This is a genomic window from Paraglaciecola sp. G1-13 (assembly GCF_055809255.1).
In genome coordinates, this window is sequence record NZ_CM147903.1 from 4356996 (window position 1) to 4375172 (window position 18177).

General features: G+C 44.9%; 11 protein-coding genes, 2 tRNA genes and 3 rRNA genes. 3 read left to right on the forward strand and 13 right to left on the reverse strand.

Features of this window, described 5'->3' with window-relative positions; translation table 11 throughout:
* Position 1 precedes the first annotated feature (1 nt).
* The 6 genes from wzy to AC0L6N_RS18470 form a co-directional block, all read right to left on the reverse strand.
* Positions 2-1360 carry an O-antigen polysaccharide polymerase Wzy gene (wzy, locus tag AC0L6N_RS18445; protein WP_473476678.1) on the reverse strand — a complete coding sequence of 453 codons (1359 nt, stop codon included), beginning with the start codon at positions 1358-1360 and terminating at the stop codon, positions 2-4.
* Positions 1344-2441, reverse strand: coding sequence for a glycosyltransferase (locus AC0L6N_RS18450; protein WP_473476680.1), 1098 nt, complete (start codon positions 2439-2441; stop codon positions 1344-1346). Before AC0L6N_RS18450 ends, wzy begins: the two co-directional genes overlap by 17 nt.
* Positions 2434-3696 carry a lipopolysaccharide biosynthesis protein gene (locus AC0L6N_RS18455; protein WP_473476682.1) on the reverse strand — a complete coding sequence of 421 codons (1263 nt, stop codon included), beginning with the start codon at positions 3694-3696 and terminating at the stop codon, positions 2434-2436. Before AC0L6N_RS18455 ends, AC0L6N_RS18450 begins: the two co-directional genes overlap by 8 nt.
* Before the next feature lie 440 nt (positions 3697-4136).
* Positions 4137-4850, reverse strand: a complete 714-nt coding sequence (locus AC0L6N_RS18460) for a hypothetical protein (RefSeq protein WP_473476684.1) — start codon at positions 4848-4850, stop codon at positions 4137-4139.
* Positions 4851-5089: 239 nt separating this feature from the next.
* Positions 5090-6685 carry a SulP family inorganic anion transporter gene (locus AC0L6N_RS18465; protein ID WP_473476686.1) on the reverse strand — a complete coding sequence of 532 codons (1596 nt, stop codon included), beginning with the start codon at positions 6683-6685 and terminating at the stop codon, positions 5090-5092.
* A 23-nt stretch (positions 6686-6708) separates the two neighbouring features.
* The gene (locus AC0L6N_RS18470; protein ID WP_011576712.1) at positions 6709-7365 is read right to left on the reverse strand and encodes a carbonic anhydrase; all 657 of its coding nucleotides are present in this window, start codon (positions 7363-7365) and stop codon (positions 6709-6711) included.
* 138 nt (positions 7366-7503) lie between these two features.
* On the opposite strand from AC0L6N_RS18470, the gene AC0L6N_RS18475 reads away from it, so the two are divergent.
* Positions 7504-8448, forward strand: coding sequence for a hydrogen peroxide-inducible genes activator (locus AC0L6N_RS18475; protein ID WP_473476687.1), 945 nt, complete (start codon positions 7504-7506; stop codon positions 8446-8448).
* 1063 nt (positions 8449-9511) lie between these two features.
* Here the strand turns inward: AC0L6N_RS18475 and rrf are convergent.
* The 5 genes from rrf to AC0L6N_RS18500 all read right to left on the reverse strand — a co-directional run bounded on the left by rrf (position 9512) and on the right by AC0L6N_RS18500 (position 15011).
* Positions 9512-9627: ribosomal RNA gene (gene rrf, locus AC0L6N_RS18480) — 5S ribosomal RNA — on the reverse strand.
* A gap of 162 nt (positions 9628-9789) precedes the next feature.
* A 23S ribosomal RNA gene (locus AC0L6N_RS18485) occupies positions 9790-12674 on the reverse strand.
* Positions 12675-12972: 298 nt separating this feature from the next.
* A tRNA-Ala gene (locus tag AC0L6N_RS18490) sits at positions 12973-13048 on the reverse strand.
* A gap of 113 nt (positions 13049-13161) precedes the next feature.
* Positions 13162-13238, reverse strand: a tRNA-Ile gene (locus AC0L6N_RS18495).
* Positions 13239-13478: 240 nt separating this feature from the next.
* Positions 13479-15011, reverse strand: a 16S ribosomal RNA gene (locus AC0L6N_RS18500).
* The 16S, 23S and 5S rRNA genes sit together here with 2 tRNA genes alongside, the layout of an rRNA operon.
* Positions 15012-15148: 137 nt before the next feature.
* Here AC0L6N_RS18500 and AC0L6N_RS18505 point away from each other — a divergent pair.
* Positions 15149-15439 (forward strand): hypothetical protein, encoded by a 291-nt coding sequence (locus tag AC0L6N_RS18505; protein ID WP_473476689.1) that lies wholly within the window; start codon positions 15149-15151, stop codon positions 15437-15439.
* 149 nt (positions 15440-15588) lie between these two features.
* Positions 15589-16044: an RNA recognition motif domain-containing protein gene (locus AC0L6N_RS18510; RefSeq protein WP_011576713.1), complete on the forward strand. Its 456-nt coding sequence runs from the start codon at positions 15589-15591 to the stop codon at positions 16042-16044.
* Positions 16045-16127: 83 nt separating this feature from the next.
* Here the strand turns inward: AC0L6N_RS18510 and AC0L6N_RS18515 are convergent, their stop codons facing one another.
* Together AC0L6N_RS18515 and AC0L6N_RS18520 are read right to left on the reverse strand one after the other, a co-directional pair.
* Complete coding sequence (locus AC0L6N_RS18515) at positions 16128-17318, reverse strand: amino acid aminotransferase (RefSeq protein ID WP_473476691.1); 1191 nt, start codon at positions 17316-17318, stop codon at positions 16128-16130.
* Between the two features lie 83 nt (positions 17319-17401).
* Positions 17402-18169, reverse strand: coding sequence for an NRDE family protein (locus AC0L6N_RS18520; RefSeq protein ID WP_473476692.1), 768 nt, complete (start codon positions 18167-18169; stop codon positions 17402-17404).
* Positions 18170-18177: the final 8 nt, after the last annotated feature.

The window sequence follows — 18177 nt, forward strand, 5'->3', positions numbered from 1 at the left end:
ATTATTCTTTTCTTTTGTGGGCTAAAAACATAAAAAACATTGCAAATGCACAGCCAAATATTATCTGCACTGGTACATGAGCGAAACTATTTCTAATCATGATAAATAGCGGCGCCAAGCCAACACCAATCAATATATCAGTTTTAGTACTAGAGGGCATATTGTCTAACTTGGCCATCAAACCGCCAAACAAGAAGAATATAATCAGTACCCCTTTTTCGCCAAAATTGAGATAGGCTTCCGCTACGGGTGAAAAGCCGATCGGTCCAGCCACTTTGATGACTTTGACATTTAGAAGCCGATCATCATCTTCAGCTTTTACTCTATCTAATTGCGGAATAACGAGTGCAAGTTGCCTTTCAATAGGCGCCCAGTAACTTGCACCAAGTAATAGATCATCTCCTTTTTCACGCCAGCTAATCACTTCTTGTACGGCCCGTAAACTTGAGCCCATTTCTGCAACAGCGTTTAGAGGATTAAAATCCGCACCTCCTTCATAACTTCCTGAGACACGAGCGTTCTTAACAATACCTGCTGCAACTAAAAATACGACAATCATTGCTAGCAACAAAAAACCATTCATTACACGACCTTTTCTGCCTAACATGCATGCTGTTACGGCACTGGGGAACATGACTTCACCACGTAAGCCCAGTTTGAATGCGAACAAGGCCCATACACCAAAAAAAGCAAAATATAGATAACCAAACGCTTTGTCATGCGCCACTGCCACTAAAACTAAGGCCAAAGATATGAACACATAAATGTAAGTGAAGATAATTCCAACCAGTGGGTTGCTGTCTACCACCCGAAGATAAGCGCCATATGAATATATCGCCCCTGTTGCGATAGCGACGAGAAAAAACAGAACAATAAAAACAACTAATATGCCCCCACCGATATGATACAAACGACGGTTATACTCTTCGTCCCCTGGGCTAACATTTTGCTCAGTTCTAACCACCTTAGAAAACACCATTGCGCCAATGCCAAATCCCAAAAAAGCTAGATTTATCATATGAATAGCATTTTCAGTTTGGTTACTATTGAACCAGAAACTAATTTGATAAAGCGTATCGTGATCGGTAATCAAGTTAACTGAGTTAACTAATATTAAGCCTCCGTGAAAAATGCCAAAGACAATGAAATATATATAGCAAATAGACCAAATACCTTTAGGCAAAGTATTTGCCAAAATGATTGACACTAACAACCATGTAAAAGTGGTAAAAGACTCCAACTCGGCCCGAGGTGTCTCAAAAACGTCAATGTACCCAGCGAACACAAACACGCTGCCCATGGCGAGAACCCAAATCCCGATTATTTTTTTAATTAATCCCGTATCAAGCGTAAAGTGCATGCAGTTGTTTAACGTTGTTATCTAACTGGAACACACTACTTTTAAAGGTCTGTCGTCCTACCTCGTGATCCACAGGTTGTGACAACAACTGTGTAACCTGCTGCGCCCAGCTCTGATCGCTTTGTGCTAACGGGAAGTAATGCACCACATCAAGCTGCTGTGCGATCTCTAGTACTCCCGGGATGTCTGATGCTAAAACAGGAACACCTAAACTAGCCGCTTCTAATACCGCACCTGGCAATCCCTCCCATTTCGACGGAAAAAGCATTATGTCTGCGTGCTTCATAAATGGTAATACTTGAGCTTTTTCGCCTAAATAAAAAATGCGCTCGTCTACGTTATTTAAAGCACTCATTCTTTGTAGTTGCTGTTTTATCTCTGGGTCTTCTTTTCCTACCAAGACTAGAACGGCGTCATTATTTTTTTGGCAGTATTCGCAAAAAATTTCGACTAACCGAGGATGATTTTTTTGCTCATGCATCCGAGACACATTGATAATAATTTTATTATCAGCGCTGATACCTAAATCATCCTGCCAAAAATTCTCTCGGTGCACGACATTATGCTGCTCAAAGCCGTTATAGATCACTTTAAAACGGCTATCTGCTCTCCAGTCAACATGCCAGAATGCATCTAACGTTGCTTCACATACACCAGCAATATAGTGCGAGAAAGTCAGCAGTAATCTCCTAAGAAGCTTGTCCCTTATACGCCTTAATACACTTGGATTCTCTACATCATGAGTACTTCTAAAATGTGCAACGCGCCTTTTTATTCCGCCTAACCACGAGATAAACAATATAACTCCCGAGACGAGTGAAACATGAGAATGCACAACGTCATACTTTCCCGCTTTTAAAATAGACATGAACTGAAAAAAGAAAGTGAGACTTAAAGGGCAATAGTGAACCTTGCTACCTCGTTCAGTAATTTCTTGGTCAAGTACACCTTTCTGACCACTTAGCACTAGGAACTCGTATTCAACGCCCAGCTTGCGCATTTTTTCTAGCGTAGATAAGGTCCTAAGCTCAGCACCGCCACGATTCATAATGCCAAACACGTGCAATACTTTTTTAGTCATGAGTTTTTCCCTTTATTCTCACGTTTCTCCAAAAGAAAAAACCGAACAAAACGCATTCTATGCAGGTAGCGAATACCATTGCTTTTGCCGCCCCTAATGAGCCGTATTCGGGCACCCAAAATAAGCAGGCGACTAATACGCATAGAGTACCAACCGCATAAATATATGTTTGCGTATGAAATTGTTTTAGTGCGTTCATTGCGGTACCAATGAATATATAGATATATCGAATTGCAGCGGCGACCAACACCCAAGTTAGCTCCTCAGATAAAAGAGCTATTTTAGGGTTATAAAATAATTCGAGGAAAAACTCACCAGCAACCAACGCCACGATCACACCAGATACACCGATAGCGGCCCCAATAAGGCACATCTTAAATGTAAGGTTAATGAGTTCTTTCCCGTTTCCTTGCTTCGCAAAAACTGCAAGTCGAGGTGAGCTCGCTTGCGATACACTGTGAATGAGAAGACCTCCTGCAATAAGAAAGTAGCTCACGGCAGCAAACTCCCCTGCAGCCTCTACGCCCGAATATTTCTCTATCACAAAATTGGGTATGTAGACGAATAAAGCACCGACCACAAGAGATAAACTCAGGGTGTAATACTTTTTCAGAATACGTAGCGGGGTGCGCACTGCATATTGCACCGATAAAAGCGAAATCCAATTGGTACTTATGGTTTCGCTTCTTCGTCGAAGGTTTGTGAAAACCACTGTATCGACAACGCTAAATATAACCGTTGTCGCTACCCAACCGCTCACCATTAAAATGGCAGACTCGCTTAGCAGCGCGATAATAATAACGACGGAGATACTGAGCACTGAGCGCCCACATTGTGAAAAGGTCGCTGTATCGAACCGACCAGTTCGATGGTAATAAGCATAAAATAATTCGCACCAACTATCGCACCATTTATATATTCCGATTAGTAACATTAGCAAAAAGGGCACATTATCAAAAAAGCTAATCCCTAAGAGTATTGAAAGTGTCAAACCGATAGAGCTAAGTAATAACCTAGTGCCTAAATACTGCTCGAGGCTATATTCCTTATCGACATCTACAACTATGAGGGTGCGTAATTTTAGGCTAGACAATAAGAAAACGGGGGAGACGATAGATAGAGCAAGTACAAATTGCCCTAAGAATGCGGCATCATAAACTTTGGCAATCACCACTAACAGCAACCAATTCGTTAGCGAGAACGACAAATTAGCTAAAAGCGTTAGGCTCGAATTTTTTGCCAAACTGGATGACATACGACTACTGATATTTTTCTTCTTATTATTATTTTTCCATCATGCTCGAATAGCTAATTCAAAGCAAATCTACTTAAGTAGTATAGACATGTGCTTATATGTAAGTTTGGTCGCCAACTAAGTGTCGAATATCGATCTCTAAAAGCTGCAATTTACTTTGCTATAGAGCGTAATTTTCGCAGACTTATAAGGCGTTAAAACCATTCCACGTTAATGAGCTACAGCTTATTAATTGGATTAGTATAAAAGAAAGGTGACCATAAACTTCTTAATCAAATGAGATGACTGTTCGTTCAAACCGCTACTTTTGGTAAACGTTGTTAAAAACGACGTGGTACGCGGTAGATTAACGTTAATTTGATCTACTAGAGGAAACACAGTGAGGCTTACAATATCATGGTATTCGGGCTATTTAGCACTTAAAAATGCGTACTTAACTGTCATCGTTGACTGAAAAATTTAGCTCTCACGTTTCTCGTCAGCAATATTAGCAATCCACTCAACCCAAGAAAGAGTGAAGATGTAGTTGGCGCAGATGCTTCATTGATAGGCAGTAATTTAGGCTGAGCGCTAAGGTTGGGCTCACTCTTGACTAAGAAAAAACCGAAATAGTTGAAATCGCCATTAGCGTACTTGCTTTCATAGTCTGAGCTATAACCCACGTTGAATTCAGTGCTGTAGAGGTTGGCACTACCACTGCCGTTTTTGAATGTGCCGCCCATTCTTAATACATTCTCGCTGTCTGAATATAATCCGTAAGAATATTGCTGATAGCTTCGGTTCACGCCCGATATTGAACCAAATAAACCTTGCCATATTTCTGCGTTATTAAAGCAGACACTCGTATTTGAACACTCTTGTTCAAACTTGTTTCTTTCACCCAACGAACCACTTATGTTGATTGTTGAGAAAGCAGTCACTAGTAACTCTTCAACAATATTAAAGCTTGGCAGCTCCCATCCTTCATAAAGCGAACTAACAGTGTCGTGATGCCTGCCTGCTGTCAGAGTTAAGTCTAACCAAACAATGCCAGTTGATTCATCTTTCACCGCCAACTCGTCACCAGCGTTGAAAGCATCCCATTGAATTAATCCAGCTTGAGCTTGGCCAATAGACAAATAAAGGCAAAGTGCTATTAAGGTGATAGTTTTCATTGGTATTAGACTTTTTTTATTATTGTACAGATATAATACACTTACAAAAAACAGAGGCGTTACTAAACTTTAGTCGTAACTATATGAAATACATATGTATAATATACTAACCGGACGAGTATATTGCATTAAATGCTCTAAATATGTGGGTTATAAAATGAAAAAAGCCGCCTCGAAGGAGACGGCTAGGATGATCAATTTATAAGCATATTCGACGCTTTATTGACCATTTACAGAGGCTATTTTTCTATCGCTTTGAGCGCAGTATTAAGTGCATCAATCAAGGTATCACTTTCGAAGTCAGCAAGGGTACTACCATTAATTGCAATTAACACCTCTTTGACCTCCTCATTCATACCGCAAATATACAGTAATTTACCCGCAGCATGACTATCTGATGCGATAGTGTCCACGGCCATCGCCGCAGATACGTCCATTGCCGGCACTCTAGAGAAGTCGAGTATTAGAACTTCAGACCCAGGTTCGACATGCTGACGAACGTGATGCCCTAAGTCAGCAGCAGCGCCAAAGCTTAATGGGCCAGAGAAGTTGAACACATTGACTCTGCCATGCCCTTCTTCCAGCAACGCTTTTTCTTCTGGCTTGTTAGAAGCTTCAGGCAATGCGCGTAATTCAGTAATTTGAATCTGTGCTATCTGGCGTACATACGCTAGCGCAGCGAGTACAACACCGACCCCAACAGCCGTTATTAGGTCAACAAAGACTGTCAAACCCAGTACTAATATCATTAATGCGAAATCCCAACGCGGACCGTTGTGCGCGCGCTTGATGTAACGCCAATCAATAATATCCAGACCTACTTTCACCAAAATACCTGCTAATACAGCGTGAGGTATATTAGCTGCAAGTGGGCTCAACCCTAGTACCACAGCAAGAAGCACTAGCGCATGTACCATGCCCGATATCTTCGTTTTACCTCCTGAACGTATATTTACTACCGTGCGCATGGTAGCGCCAGCACCTGCAATACCACCAAACAAGCCAGCAATCGTATTACCAATACCTTGGCCAATTAGCTCTTTGCTACTGTCGTGGCGTGTACGCGTCATGTTGTCAGCCACCAAAGACGTCAACAAGCTATCAATCGCGCCTAATACGGCAAGAATAAACGCGGCTTCCAGCACTAGCCAAAAATGGCTTTGCTCAAACACCGGCAGGTGTAAACTAGGAAGCCCGCTTGGTATTGCACCTAGAACTGGTACGCTGGCTACTGCTAAACTCACAAGCGTGCCAATGATCAACGCGGCAAGTGCGCCAGGCAAATACTTACCTAATTTAGCTGGCCAATAATATGCTATAGCCAGTGTAAGGCCACCCAGTGCTAGCGTGACAAAGTTGGTGTTGGCAAGCGCGTGCGGCAAGTATGATAATGCTCCTAATGTGCCACCAGGAGGCTCATGACCAAGTAAACGACCGAACTGTAAAATGATAATGATCGCACCGATACCTGACATGAAACCAGATATCACTGGGTAGGGTACCAAGCGAATATATTGACCTACGCCTAAGAACCCAAATAGCACCTGTAAAACACCGGCCAACATCACCGCGGTAAATATAAGCTCAACATTACCAGACAAGCTTGCAAATAGTCCTGCAAGCACAACAATCATCGGCCCTGTAGGGCCAGAAATTTGTGAAGGTGTACCTCCAAATAGGGCCGCAAAGAAACCCACTGCGATAGCGCCGTACAAGCCTGCCAAAGGACCTAATCCTGAAGCAACACCTAGCGCTAAAGCCAACGGTAAAGCAACGATACCGGCGGTGATACCACCCGTTACATCACCTCGTAAATTTGATAAATCGAATTTCATCTATTTAAATATCCTGCAGTTTACTAAAGACCAATGGCCGATTTAAACGCTGTTTCGCTAGCGTAACATTCAACCATAGGCTTGAAGCTTTCTGATTTATTGTCGTAACAGAGGACTTCTCCCGTTTCGATACTATAGACCCACCCGTGAATTTGCACTTCCTTACACGCTAGTCGCCCTGCAACAGAGGGGTGTGTCTTAAGATGTTGTATCTGCAACAAGACGTTTTCTTTGGTGACTTCGTCGAGATGCTCACTGCCCACACTGCCATGCTTGTGTTTAACGACTTCAGTTGCACCACGGCAATGACCCAACCATTCTTTTACATGTGGCAATTCATCTAATGCTTCTGGCGCTAAAGCCCCCTTCATCGCTCCGCAGTCTGTGTGACCACAAATAACAATATGCTCAACGCCCAATGCAGCCACAGCAAATTCAATTGAGGCGGTCATGCCACCAGTTTGATTGCTGTGAGGGGGCACTACATTACCCGCATTTCTGCAGATAAATAAATCCCCGGGACCTGTTTGCGTGACCATGTTCGGGTCAATACGTGAATCAGAGCAAGTAATGAATAAAACTTCTGGATTCTGACTCGTCGCTAGTTTCTGAAAGACTTCTTTGTTTTTTGGAAAAACATCACGTTGAAACTTCGCTACACCTGAGATCACATGATCCATAACCAACTCCTAATGTTAAAATTCGGTAAAACCCGTTATCACAATATATACAGGCCATATTGCCTGATAGCTTTATAGAAAAATATATAGGCTCGTGATAGCCTATTTCTATCAAAGACACATTTGGACATCCTGATTATGCCGAATTCTCATCTACAGCCTTCCTTGAAACAGCTGAAGTACTTTGTCGCAGTCGCCCACACACTGAATTTTAGACGAGCGTCTTATCAATTGCATATCAGTCAACCCACATTGACGAATCAGATCGTTAAGCTCGAAGAAAGTTTAGGGCTAACCCTGTTTGAACGATCACGAAATGGCACTATGCTCTCGCCTGATGGTCGTGAGCTGTTAAATCACGCAGAGCATATTCTGCAAACGATGACAGAGTTCCAAAGTATTGCTAGAGAGCTCGCTCAAGGTCCCAAAACGACCTTCAAACTAGGCATTCCTCCCACTTTAGGGCCTTATTTATTACCCTTCGTGTTACCGCAATTGCATCAGCTATACGACAAATTAAAATTCTATGTAAGAGAATCAGCCCCTAGCGAATTGCACACAGGTTTATATAAGGGGGATTACGACTTAATTATTTCTCCCCTTGCAGGCATGCCAAACGACTTCATCGTGGAGCCTTTATTTACAGAGCCGCTAAAACTAGTGCTTTCGAGTGAGCACCCCATGAGCAAGGATGTACTTATTGAACCCAAGCATCTGCGAGGACAGAGGATCTTAACGCTTGAAGATAAACATCACTTTCATCATCAGGTATTAGATATTTGCAATGAATTGGGTGCCGAGCTTCAACGTGATTATGAAGGAACCAGTCTAGATACCCTAAGGCAAATGGTGGTTATGGGTATGGGGGCAGCTTTTCTACCGGGTTTGTATGTACACTCAGAAATGCACGTACCCGAATCACTTCACGTATGTGAAATAAAAAACAAGCCTATTTTACGCCAACACGCCCTCGCTTGGCGAAACACTTCACCGTCACGAGTGTTCTTTCGAGAACTTGCTGATCGTTTCAGACGGATCATAAAAGCCCGACTGAGCCACGTGGTTGAGGTTCATACTCTCTGACATACATACTATCAGACGAATTGAAAAACGGGCTTTGATGCTTTCTGTGCGAAAATCTCGTCCCTCGCGAATTTGTTTCCCCGCATCAAGTGATCTGCAACGCTGATTGCACAGTGCAGTTGTTGGAATGCAAGCGCAACGCGGTTGGCGCATCGGATGCCGCGCATGGGGGTGAAAGCGGGGCTTTTAGGAGCGTAGTTCCTACAGCTTGAACGGGTAGCATGGATGCTGCACTGGAGGTAGCCCCATGGATGGGTGGCAACGAGTAGCTTAATATTTTCTCAGCTATTGCATGGGATGCCCCGCATGACATTCGAGGGATTTGGTTTATCCATGTGTGGGTAGCGTTGCGCGACAGCGCTTAGAATGAAGTCACCTTGGAGGTGTAGTCTCGGTTGCCTTTGGTATTTTCTGTGTCGCAGAAACGAAAAAAGCCACCCTATTAAGGTGGCTTCATTCTAAATGGGAGTCTGGGTAAGGCTGGTATCTTTAGTTGCACAGCAACGTCCAGCCGCACGACACACCAAGGAAGGCGTGGCTGCCACTTTGTTGCGGGGAATGCTTCATCATGGACGTGTTTATATCGTAGTTGATACACCCCTGAAGGTTTGTTGCTGAGTCGCTTTTGCGCGAAGCGCATATACGAAAAAGCCCTGACCGTTTTTTTGGTCAGGGCTTTTCGTGTAATGGGAGTCTGGCAGTGTGCTACTCTCGCATGGGGGCGAAGGCGGAGGCTTTTGCGAAGCGCAGCTTTGCGCGACTGAACGACACGCCATGGATGGCGTGGCTGGTGCGCAACACCAGGGATGGGTTGTTCTTCAGCTTTCATGCAAAGCACTAGAGTTGAAAGCCCTTGATGGATGAAAACGCGGCTCTGTGGAGCACCGCTCCAGCCGTTTGAACGACCGACATGGATGTCGGGCTGGACTGAACTACAGGGAAGTATGACACCTAGGCGTCTACTTCGTTAACAAGCTTTAAAATGCGATTTCGACTACAGTTGATTTTTCTATAGCAGAAACGAAAAAAGCCACCCGATTAGGTGGCTTCATTCTAAATGGGAGTCTGGCAGTGTGCTACTCTCGCATGGGGAAACCCCATACTACCATCGCCGCTAATGCGTTTCACTTCTGAGTTCGAGATGGGATCAGGTGGGGCCGCATCGCTATGGCCGCCAGACATAAACTGTTATTTATCAAGCCGTAGCTCAATAAATCAATATGTAAAAGCTGATGCCGTTCCTGTTAAGGTCTGGCTGTAATCATCGCTAAATCTCTTTAGTCTTACTCTTGATTTTAATACTTGTCATACAAACAACATCCAAAGTCATTTGGGCGTTGTATGGTTAAGCCTCACGGGCAATTAGTACAGGTTAGCTTAACGCCTTGCAACGCTTCCACATCCTGCCTATCAACGTCGTAGTCTTCAACAACCCTTTAGGACAGTTAAACTGCCAGGGATGACTCATCTTGGGGCTCGCTTCCCGCTTAGATGCTTTCAGCGGTTATCGATTCCGAACGTAGCTACCGGGCAATGCTTTTGGCAAAACAACCCGAACACCAGCGGTTCGTCCACTCCGGTCCTCTCGTACTAGGAGCAGCTCCCCTCAATCATCCAACGCCCACACCAGATAGGGACCGAACTGTCTCACGACGTTCTAAACCCAGCTCGCGTACCACTTTAAATGGCGAACAGCCATACCCTTGGGACCGACTTCAGCCCCAGGATGTGATGAGCCGACATCGAGGTGCCAAACACCGCCGTCGATATGAACTCTTGGGCGGTATCAGCCTGTTATCCCCGGAGTACCTTTTATCCGTTGAGCGATGGCCCTTCCATACAGAACCACCGGATCACTATGACCTACTTTCGTACCTGCTCGACGTGTCTGTCTCGCAGTTAAGCTGGCTTATGCCATTGCACTAACCTCCTGATGTCCGACCAGGATTAGCCAACCTTCGTGCTCCTCCGTTACTCTTTGGGAGGAGACCGCCCCAGTCAAACTACCCACCAGGCACTGTCCGCATTCCCGATAAGGGAACAACGTTAGAACATCAAACGTACAAGGGTGGTATTTCAAGGTTGACTCCACGCAAACTGGCGTTCACGCTTCGAAGTCTCCCACCTATCCTACACATGTAGGGTCAATGTTCAGTGCCAAGCTATAGTAAAGGTTCACGGGGTCTTTCCGTCTAGGTGCGGGTACACAGCATCTTCACTGCGATTTCAATTTCACTGAGTCTCGGGTGGAGACAGCGTGGCCATGGTTACACCATTCGTGCAGGTCGGAACTTACCCGACAAGGAATTTCGCTACCTTAGGACCGTTATAGTTACGGCCGCCGTTTACCGGGGCTTCGATCAAGAGCTTCGCTTGCGCTAACCCCATCAATTAACCTTCCGGCACCGGGCAGGTGTCACACCGTATACGTCATCTTTCGATTTAGCACAGTGCTGTGTTTTTAATAAACAGTCCCAGCCACCTTTTCACTGCGGCCCCCATTCGCTCAAAGAGCAAGTCTCATCACAAACAGGGGCGTACCTTCTCCCGAAGTTACGGTACGATTTTGCCGAGTTCCTTCACCCGAGTTCTCTCAAGCGCCTTAGTATTCTCTACCTGACCACCTGTGTCGGTTTGGGGTACGGTTCGATATATCATAAGTTTAGAGGCTTTTCCTGGAAGCAGGGTATTTGCAACTTCAATTCCGTAGAATCTCGTCTCGTGTCTCAGGCATGTAGAATCCCGGATTTACCTAAGATTCAACCCTACACACTTTCACATAGACAACCAACGCTATGCTTGCATAACCTTCTCCGTCCCCCCATCACTGATATACCAAGTACGGAAATATTAATCCGTTTCCCATCGACTACGCATTTCTGCCTCGCCTTAGGGGCCGACTTACCCTGCCCTGATTAGCATGGGACAGGAAACCTTGGTCTTCCGGCGTGCGGGTTTTTCACCCGCATTATCGTTACTCATGTCAGCATTCGCACTTGTGATATGTCCAGCAAACCTCTCAGTTCACCTTCAGCCACTTACACAACGCTCCCCTACCACGCAAAGTAAACTTTGCGTCCGCAGCTTCGGTATATTGCTTAGCCCCGTTACATCTTCCGCGCAGGCCGACTCGACTAGTGAGCTATTACGCTTTCTTTAAAGGGTGGCTGCTTCTAAGCCAACCTCCTAGCTGTCTTAGCCTTCCCACATCGTTTCCCACTTAGCAATAATTTTGGGACCTTAGCTGGCGGTCTGGGTTGTTTCCCTCTTCACGACGGACGTTAGCACCCGCCGTGTGTCTCCCGGATAGTACTCACTGGTATTCGGAGTTTGCAAAGGGTTGGTAAGTCGGGATGACCCCCTAGCCTTAACAGTGCTCTACCCCCAGTGGTATTCGTCCGAGGCGCTACCTAAATAGCTTTCGGGGAGAACCAGCTATCTCCCGGTTTGATTGGCCTTTCACCCCCAGCCACAAGTCATCCGCTAACTTTTCAACGTTAGTCGGTTCGGTCCTCCAGTTGATGTTACTCAACCTTCAACCTGCCCATGGCTAGATCACCGGGTTTCGGGTCTATACCTTGCAACTAAAACGCGCAGTTAACACTCGCTTTCGCTACGGCTCCCCTATTCGGTTAACCTTGCTACAAAATATAAGTCGCTGACCCATTATACAAAAGGTACGCAGTCACAGAACAAGTCTGCTCCCACTGCTTGTACGTATACGGTTTCAGGTTCTATTTCACTCCCCTCACAGGGGTTCTTTTCGCCTTTCCCTCACGGTACTAGTTCACTATCGGTCAGTTAGGAGTATTTAGCCTTGGAGGATGGTCCCCCCATGTTCAGTCAAGATAACACGTGTCCCGACCTACTCGATTTCACTTAAAATTCGCGTTCGTGTACAGGGCTATCACCTTGTATCGCTGTGCTTTCCAACACCTTCCACTCGCTTATTATTAGCTTAAGGGCTAATCCCCGTTCGCTCGCCGCTACTAGGGGAATCTCGGTTGATTTCTTTTCCTAAGGGTACTTAGATGTTTCAGTTCCCCTCGTTTGCCTCATACAGCTATGTATTCACTGTATGATACCGCCGAAGCGGTGGGTTTCCCCATTCGGACATTTGTGGATCAAAGCATTTTGTCGGCTCCCCACAACTTTTCGCAGACTTACACGTCCTTCATCGCCTCTAACTGCCTAGGCATCCACCGTATACGCTTAGTCACTTAACCATACAACCCCAAATAACCTTCAATATTTGACGTATAGACGTTACTCATAACCGAAGTTATCAGCGTATCTACTGTGTATGCGTGACAAGTATTCATTTTCAAATCAGATAGAGTAAGCTCTTAAAGAGTTCTCTTAGTTTTGATTACTTTTATCAGCTTTCCATATTGTTAAAGAACATTGTGATACCGAAGTACGCACAATTAAGGTTTAAAAAACCTTAATCAATAAACATTTAATGTAATGCGTATTGATTAAGGCTACTTAATCTTTTTGAGCAAAAATCACTTTCTTAGAAAGTGGTGGAGCTAAGCAGGATCGAACTGCTGACCTCCTGCGTGCAAGGCAGGCGCTCTCCCAGCTGAGCTATAGCCCCTCAAAAATCATTGAGGATTTTATTTTTTGGCCAGTTCGTATTTAGGCTAGGCGGATACCGAGGACGTTTAGCCTGCTAAACGACGAGGTGTCCAACACCGCATAAATGCGAAATGGTAGGCTTGGGCAGACTTGAACTGCCGACCTCACCCTTATCAGGGGTGCGCTCTAACCAGCTGAGCTACAAGCCTCTTGCTCGGTCTTTGTCATTGATACTGCCTTGCTGCAGAATTTGCTTGGTCATTAACAGACGTTAACTCCCGGCGACAAATTCTTCGCGGCGTTGCCTCAATAACAAATCCACTTCGCAATCTTCTTTCGAACATTGCGACAAGTTGCTTGAATATCCCAAGCACTTCTTTTTTGCTCTTCTTTACTAACAACAAAACAATCTGTGTGAACACTCAGCCTGATGAGGCCTAACCTAATAGTAAGGAGGTGATCCAACCCCAGGTTCCCCTAGGGTTACCTTGTTACGACTTCACCCCAGTCATGAATCACAAAGTGGTAACCGTCCTCCCGAAGGTTAAACTAGCTACTTCTTTTGCAACCCACTCCCATGGTGTGACGGGCGGTGTGTACAAGGCCCGGGAACGTATTCACCGCAACATTCTGATTTGCGATTACTAGCGATTCCGACTTCATGGAGTCGAGTTGCAGACTCCAATCCGGACTACGACGAGCTTTAAGGGATCCGCTTACTCTCGCAAGTTTGCTTCCCTCTGTACTCGCCATTGTAGCACGTGTGTAGCCCTACTCGTAAGGGCCATGATGACTTGACGTCGTCCCCACCTTCCTCCGGTTTGTCACCGGCAGTCTCCTTAGAGTGCCCAACTTAAGGCTGGCAACTAAGGACAGGGGTTGCGCTCGTTGCGGGACTTAACCCAACATCTCACGACACGAGCTGACGACAGCCATGCAGCACCTGTATCTAGATTCCCGAAGGCACCAATTCATCTCTGAAAAGTTTCTAGTATGTCAAGAGTAGGTAAGGTTCTTCGCGTTGCATCGAATTAAACCACATGCTCCACCGCTTGTGCGGGCCCCCGTCAATTCATTTGAGTTTTAACCTTGCGGCCGTACTCCCCAGGCGGTCTACTTATCGCGTTAGCTTCGCTACTCACGGATTAAATCCACAAACAGCTAGTAGACAGCGTTTACGGTGTGGACTACCAGGGTATCTAATCCTGTTCGCTACCCACACTTTCGCACATGAGCGTCAGTTACTGACCAGGGAGTCGCCTTCGCCACTGATGTTCCTCCAGATATCTACGCATTTCACCGCTACACCTGGAATTCCACTCCCCTCTCCAAAACTCTAGCCTGCCAGTTCTAAATGCAATTCCCAGGTTGAGCCCAGGGCTTTCACATCTAGCTTAACAAACCGCCTGCGTGCGCTTTACGCCCAGTAATTCCGATTAACGCTCGGACCCTCCGTATTACCGCGGCTGCTGGCACGGAGTTAGCCGGTCCTTCTTCTGTTGCTAACGTCACAGCTAACGGGTATTAACCGTTAACCTTTCCTCACAACTGAAAGTGCTTTACAACCCGAAGGCCTTCTTCACACACGCGGCATGGCTGCATCAGGGTTTCCCCCATTGTGCAATATTCCCCACTGCTGCCTCCCGTAGGAGTCTGGACCGTGTCTCAGTTCCAGTGTGGCTGATCTTCCTCTCAGAACAGCTAGAGATCGTCGCCTTGGTGAGCCTTTACCTCACCAACAAGCTAATCTCGCTTAGGCTACTCTTTGCGCGGGAGCCGGAGCCCCCTTTGGTCCGAAGACGTTATGCGGTATTAGCTATCGTTTCCAATAGTTATCCCCCACACAAAGGCATATTCCTAAGTATTACTCACCCGTCCGCCACTCGTCATCTTCTAGCAAGCTAAAAATGTTACCGTTCGACTTGCATGTGTTAGGCCTGCCGCCAGCGTTCAATCTGAGCCATGATCAAACTCTTCAATTAAATATTTATCGAACATGAATTTTTTTTGGTAGACACTCATCAAGTGAGTGCCCACACAGATTGTCTTGTTATTAATTGTTAAAGAACAGTGCTACCGAAGTAGCGTGCTTCCTTAGAAGCGGCTTAAGATGCTGTCCGTGGACCCTCTTAAGCGGGAGGCGTATAATACGCTCTCAAGTTTCGATGTCAAGGCGTTATTTTTATTTAATTTCAAATCAATTTATGACGTGAATCACAAACTGAAAAACCAAACTAAACCGCCTTACATCACGCTGATTAAAGTCTTTATAAAAGGCTTAATTCACCTGGTGAAAACCAGTGTCAGTGCAGCTGTTTTAGCGGCTGTCCCGAAGCGAGAGGCGCATTATAGAGATCCCTTTTTTGATCGCAAGTGTTTATTTCAAAAAAATGTTCAACTGCTGATTTAACAAACGAACTGACTAACTTTAGGCCTATATGATGGTATTTAACTCTATATGGATAAATGTAAAGGCTTATTAGTTGGCGATTTTGTAATAAATGGTTAACATAGCTAAGCCTTATATTCTTACAAACACACAATCTTTTAGGTAGATACATGAACTCACCCACTATAATAAATATAATTCTTTCCGTCGTTCTTGCTGTTGCAGGCTATTTACTACTACCTGTCATGGCGGCTAACCTTGATCCTAGCCTCGCGCTAGCTATTGGTTTATTGCTTGGCGGTATTCTCGTCCCCATCATTGGTAGCCAATTTTCTGGTACTTCTTCTGTTGCACAACAGGCCGATGAAGAAAATAGTAAAACACTATATGTTGGCAACTTGCCTTATCGTGCGAATGAACAAGCTGTTCAACAACATTTTGAATTGCAAGGACAGGTTCACTCCGTTCGTTTGATGAAAGATCGCCGCACAGGTAAACGCAAGGGCTATGGTTTTGTAGAAATGACAGCTGCTGGTGCTGAGAAAGCGATTCAAAACTTGAATGATTCTGAGTTTCAAGAAAGAACGTTGAAAGTACGCATGGCTAAAGACAAAGTCGAAGAATAAGCCACTGCTATAATACGTAGATAATAAAAAAGCCGATGCATGCATCGGCTTTTTTGTGTTTTGACGTAACTGACTATCGATAATTATAGTACTGATACTAATGCAGTGGCTAATGCGTCAACGTTACCTTTACTGATACCTGCAATATTCACGCGGCTTGAATCAACGAAATAAACACTATGTTTATTACGCATCTCTTGAACTTGCTCAGGAGTAATACATAAATAAGAGAACATGCCCTTTTGTTGATTCACAAAGCTAAAGTCTCTCTGGGCACCTTTCTCTTTGAGCTTGTCTACCAATAAGCCACGTAGTGTTTTCATTCGCGTGCGCATTGCTTCTACTTCTGCTTGCCATTCTGTGCGCAAAGATTCGTCGCTCAATATGATATCAACTAGTGCCCCACCGTATGAAGGTGGCATAGAGTATATACCACGAGCAATTGACTGAATTTGAGTTTGAATCGCTTTACGCGTTTGTGTGTTGGCCGTAATCATCGCAGCTAAACCTACACGCTCTCTATATAAACCGAAGTTTTTAGAACATGAAGCGGCGATTATCACTTCTGGTAAATTTTCGACTAGTAAACGAAGTCCATAAGCATCTTGCTCAAGACCATCGCCGAATCCCTGATAGGCAACATCTACAAATGGGATGAAACCGGTTTTTTGTGCGAGCTCTAATACAGTTTTCCATTGCTCTGGTGTTAAGTCGGCACCCGTTGGGTTGTGACAGCATCCATGTAATAACACTACATCACCTGACTTCACTTGCGCTAAAGTTTCGACCATACCGTCAAAATTGATGCTCGCATCCGCTTTATTGAAGTAGGGGTAAGTCTCAATTTTAAGGCCTGCATTACCAATGAGCGGAATATGGTTTGCCCAAGTTGGATCGCTTACCCAAACAGTGAGTTCACTGTCACAGCGTTTGATAAGCTCAGCCAGAATACGCAGTGCACCACAACCACCAGGCGCCTGAACCGCAGCTACGCGATCTTCAAGCATCACCTTGCTGCCCTTGCCTAGTAACAATTGCAGCATACCGTCAATATACCCTGGCACCCCTTGAGGTGTGATATAGGTTTTAGAGTCTTCTTTGGCTAGTAATATCTGCTGAGCCTTGGCTACAGAAGATAAAATAGGTGTATGCCCTTGCTCGTCCTTATAAACGCCTACGCCCAAGTCAATTTTCAGTGGATTAGGGTCCGCTTTATATGCAGTTGATAATCCCAAAATAGGATCGGCGGGTAACTGGGGCAATACTTCAAACATGATGTTCCTCTAAATTTATGTTGGATAGGCTAAACGGCAGACATTATGCCACCGACTGATGATTTTTCGAACTTAAAATACTGCTAATTTATATCGAAATGATAGCTATTTTCAGCAATACATTGAGCCTCATGATTAAAGGTTCGTTCTTGCCATGATACACGCTGCTGCTTATCCACTAAAAGTAGCGTGGATGAACGAGTGCCATACTCTGGGCTTTGTATAAAAATCGAGGATAACTTACGCTCCCACTCGAGAGGCACACCGGTTTGCGGCAATATATCATCCTGGGCTTTGGTCTGGTTTTTAAGTAAAGCAAATAAGCTTTCAACTTCTAACGTATGAGGGTTTTGGCAATATTCGGTTAACTGTGCCATGCCATGTAAAGTTTTTGGCCAAGGGGTGTTTAACTTTGCGTTGGATAAGCCGTAAACTCCCGTTGTTAATTTCTCAGATTGAAGCGTATGGTTGTTAAATACATATAAGTTATTCCAATCACCATATAATAAATTAAAGCCATTATAGTTCTCGGCATCCGCTAACATCTTGGAAAGGTAAACGTCGCTTCTAGGAGAGTGTTGCAGATACTGGCTAACCAATTCCCCCCTACTCACTGCATTAGCTAGATTACGCTTGGGATCGCGAATATTGGTTAGTGCTGCAAGTTTACCTTGGGTATTAATACCCATCCAAGTACCACCAGCACGCAGATCTTTCCCAGCTAGAATGTTCGGCTGCCCTTCCCAAAAACACGACTCGCGTGTTGGTCGCTCAAAGAACTCATCCCGATTCGCTGCAACAATAAGAGGATAATCAGGGTGCTGATTTACAGCAATAAATAAAATACACATAAAAATAC

What these genes read in the sequence shown, in the direction of transcription:
- AC0L6N_RS18510 (WP_011576713.1), top strand. Translation starts at nt 15,589, where the DNA reads ATGAACTCACCCACTATAATAAATATAATTCTTTCCGTCGTTCTTGCT.
- AC0L6N_RS18520 (WP_473476692.1), bottom strand. Translation starts at nt 18,169, where the DNA reads ATGTGTATTTTATTTATTGCTGTAAATCAGCACCCTGATTATCCTCTT.
- AC0L6N_RS18460 (WP_473476684.1), bottom strand. Translation starts at nt 4,850, where the DNA reads ATGAAAACTATCACCTTAATAGCACTTTGCCTTTATTTGTCTATTGGC.
- AC0L6N_RS18470 (WP_011576712.1), bottom strand. Translation starts at nt 7,365, where the DNA reads ATGGATCATGTGATCTCAGGTGTAGCGAAGTTTCAACGTGATGTTTTT.
- AC0L6N_RS18465 (WP_473476686.1), bottom strand. Translation starts at nt 6,685, where the DNA reads ATGAAATTCGATTTATCAAATTTACGAGGTGATGTAACGGGTGGTATC.
- AC0L6N_RS18515 (WP_473476691.1), bottom strand. Translation starts at nt 17,318, where the DNA reads ATGTTTGAAGTATTGCCCCAGTTACCCGCCGATCCTATTTTGGGATTA.
- AC0L6N_RS18450 (WP_473476680.1), bottom strand. Translation starts at nt 2,441, where the DNA reads ATGACTAAAAAAGTATTGCACGTGTTTGGCATTATGAATCGTGGCGGT.
- wzy (WP_473476678.1), bottom strand. Translation starts at nt 1,360, where the DNA reads ATGCACTTTACGCTTGATACGGGATTAATTAAAAAAATAATCGGGATT.
- AC0L6N_RS18455 (WP_473476682.1), bottom strand. Translation starts at nt 3,696, where the DNA reads ATGTCATCCAGTTTGGCAAAAAATTCGAGCCTAACGCTTTTAGCTAAT.
- AC0L6N_RS18475 (WP_473476687.1), top strand. Translation starts at nt 7,504, where the DNA reads ATGCCGAATTCTCATCTACAGCCTTCCTTGAAACAGCTGAAGTACTTT.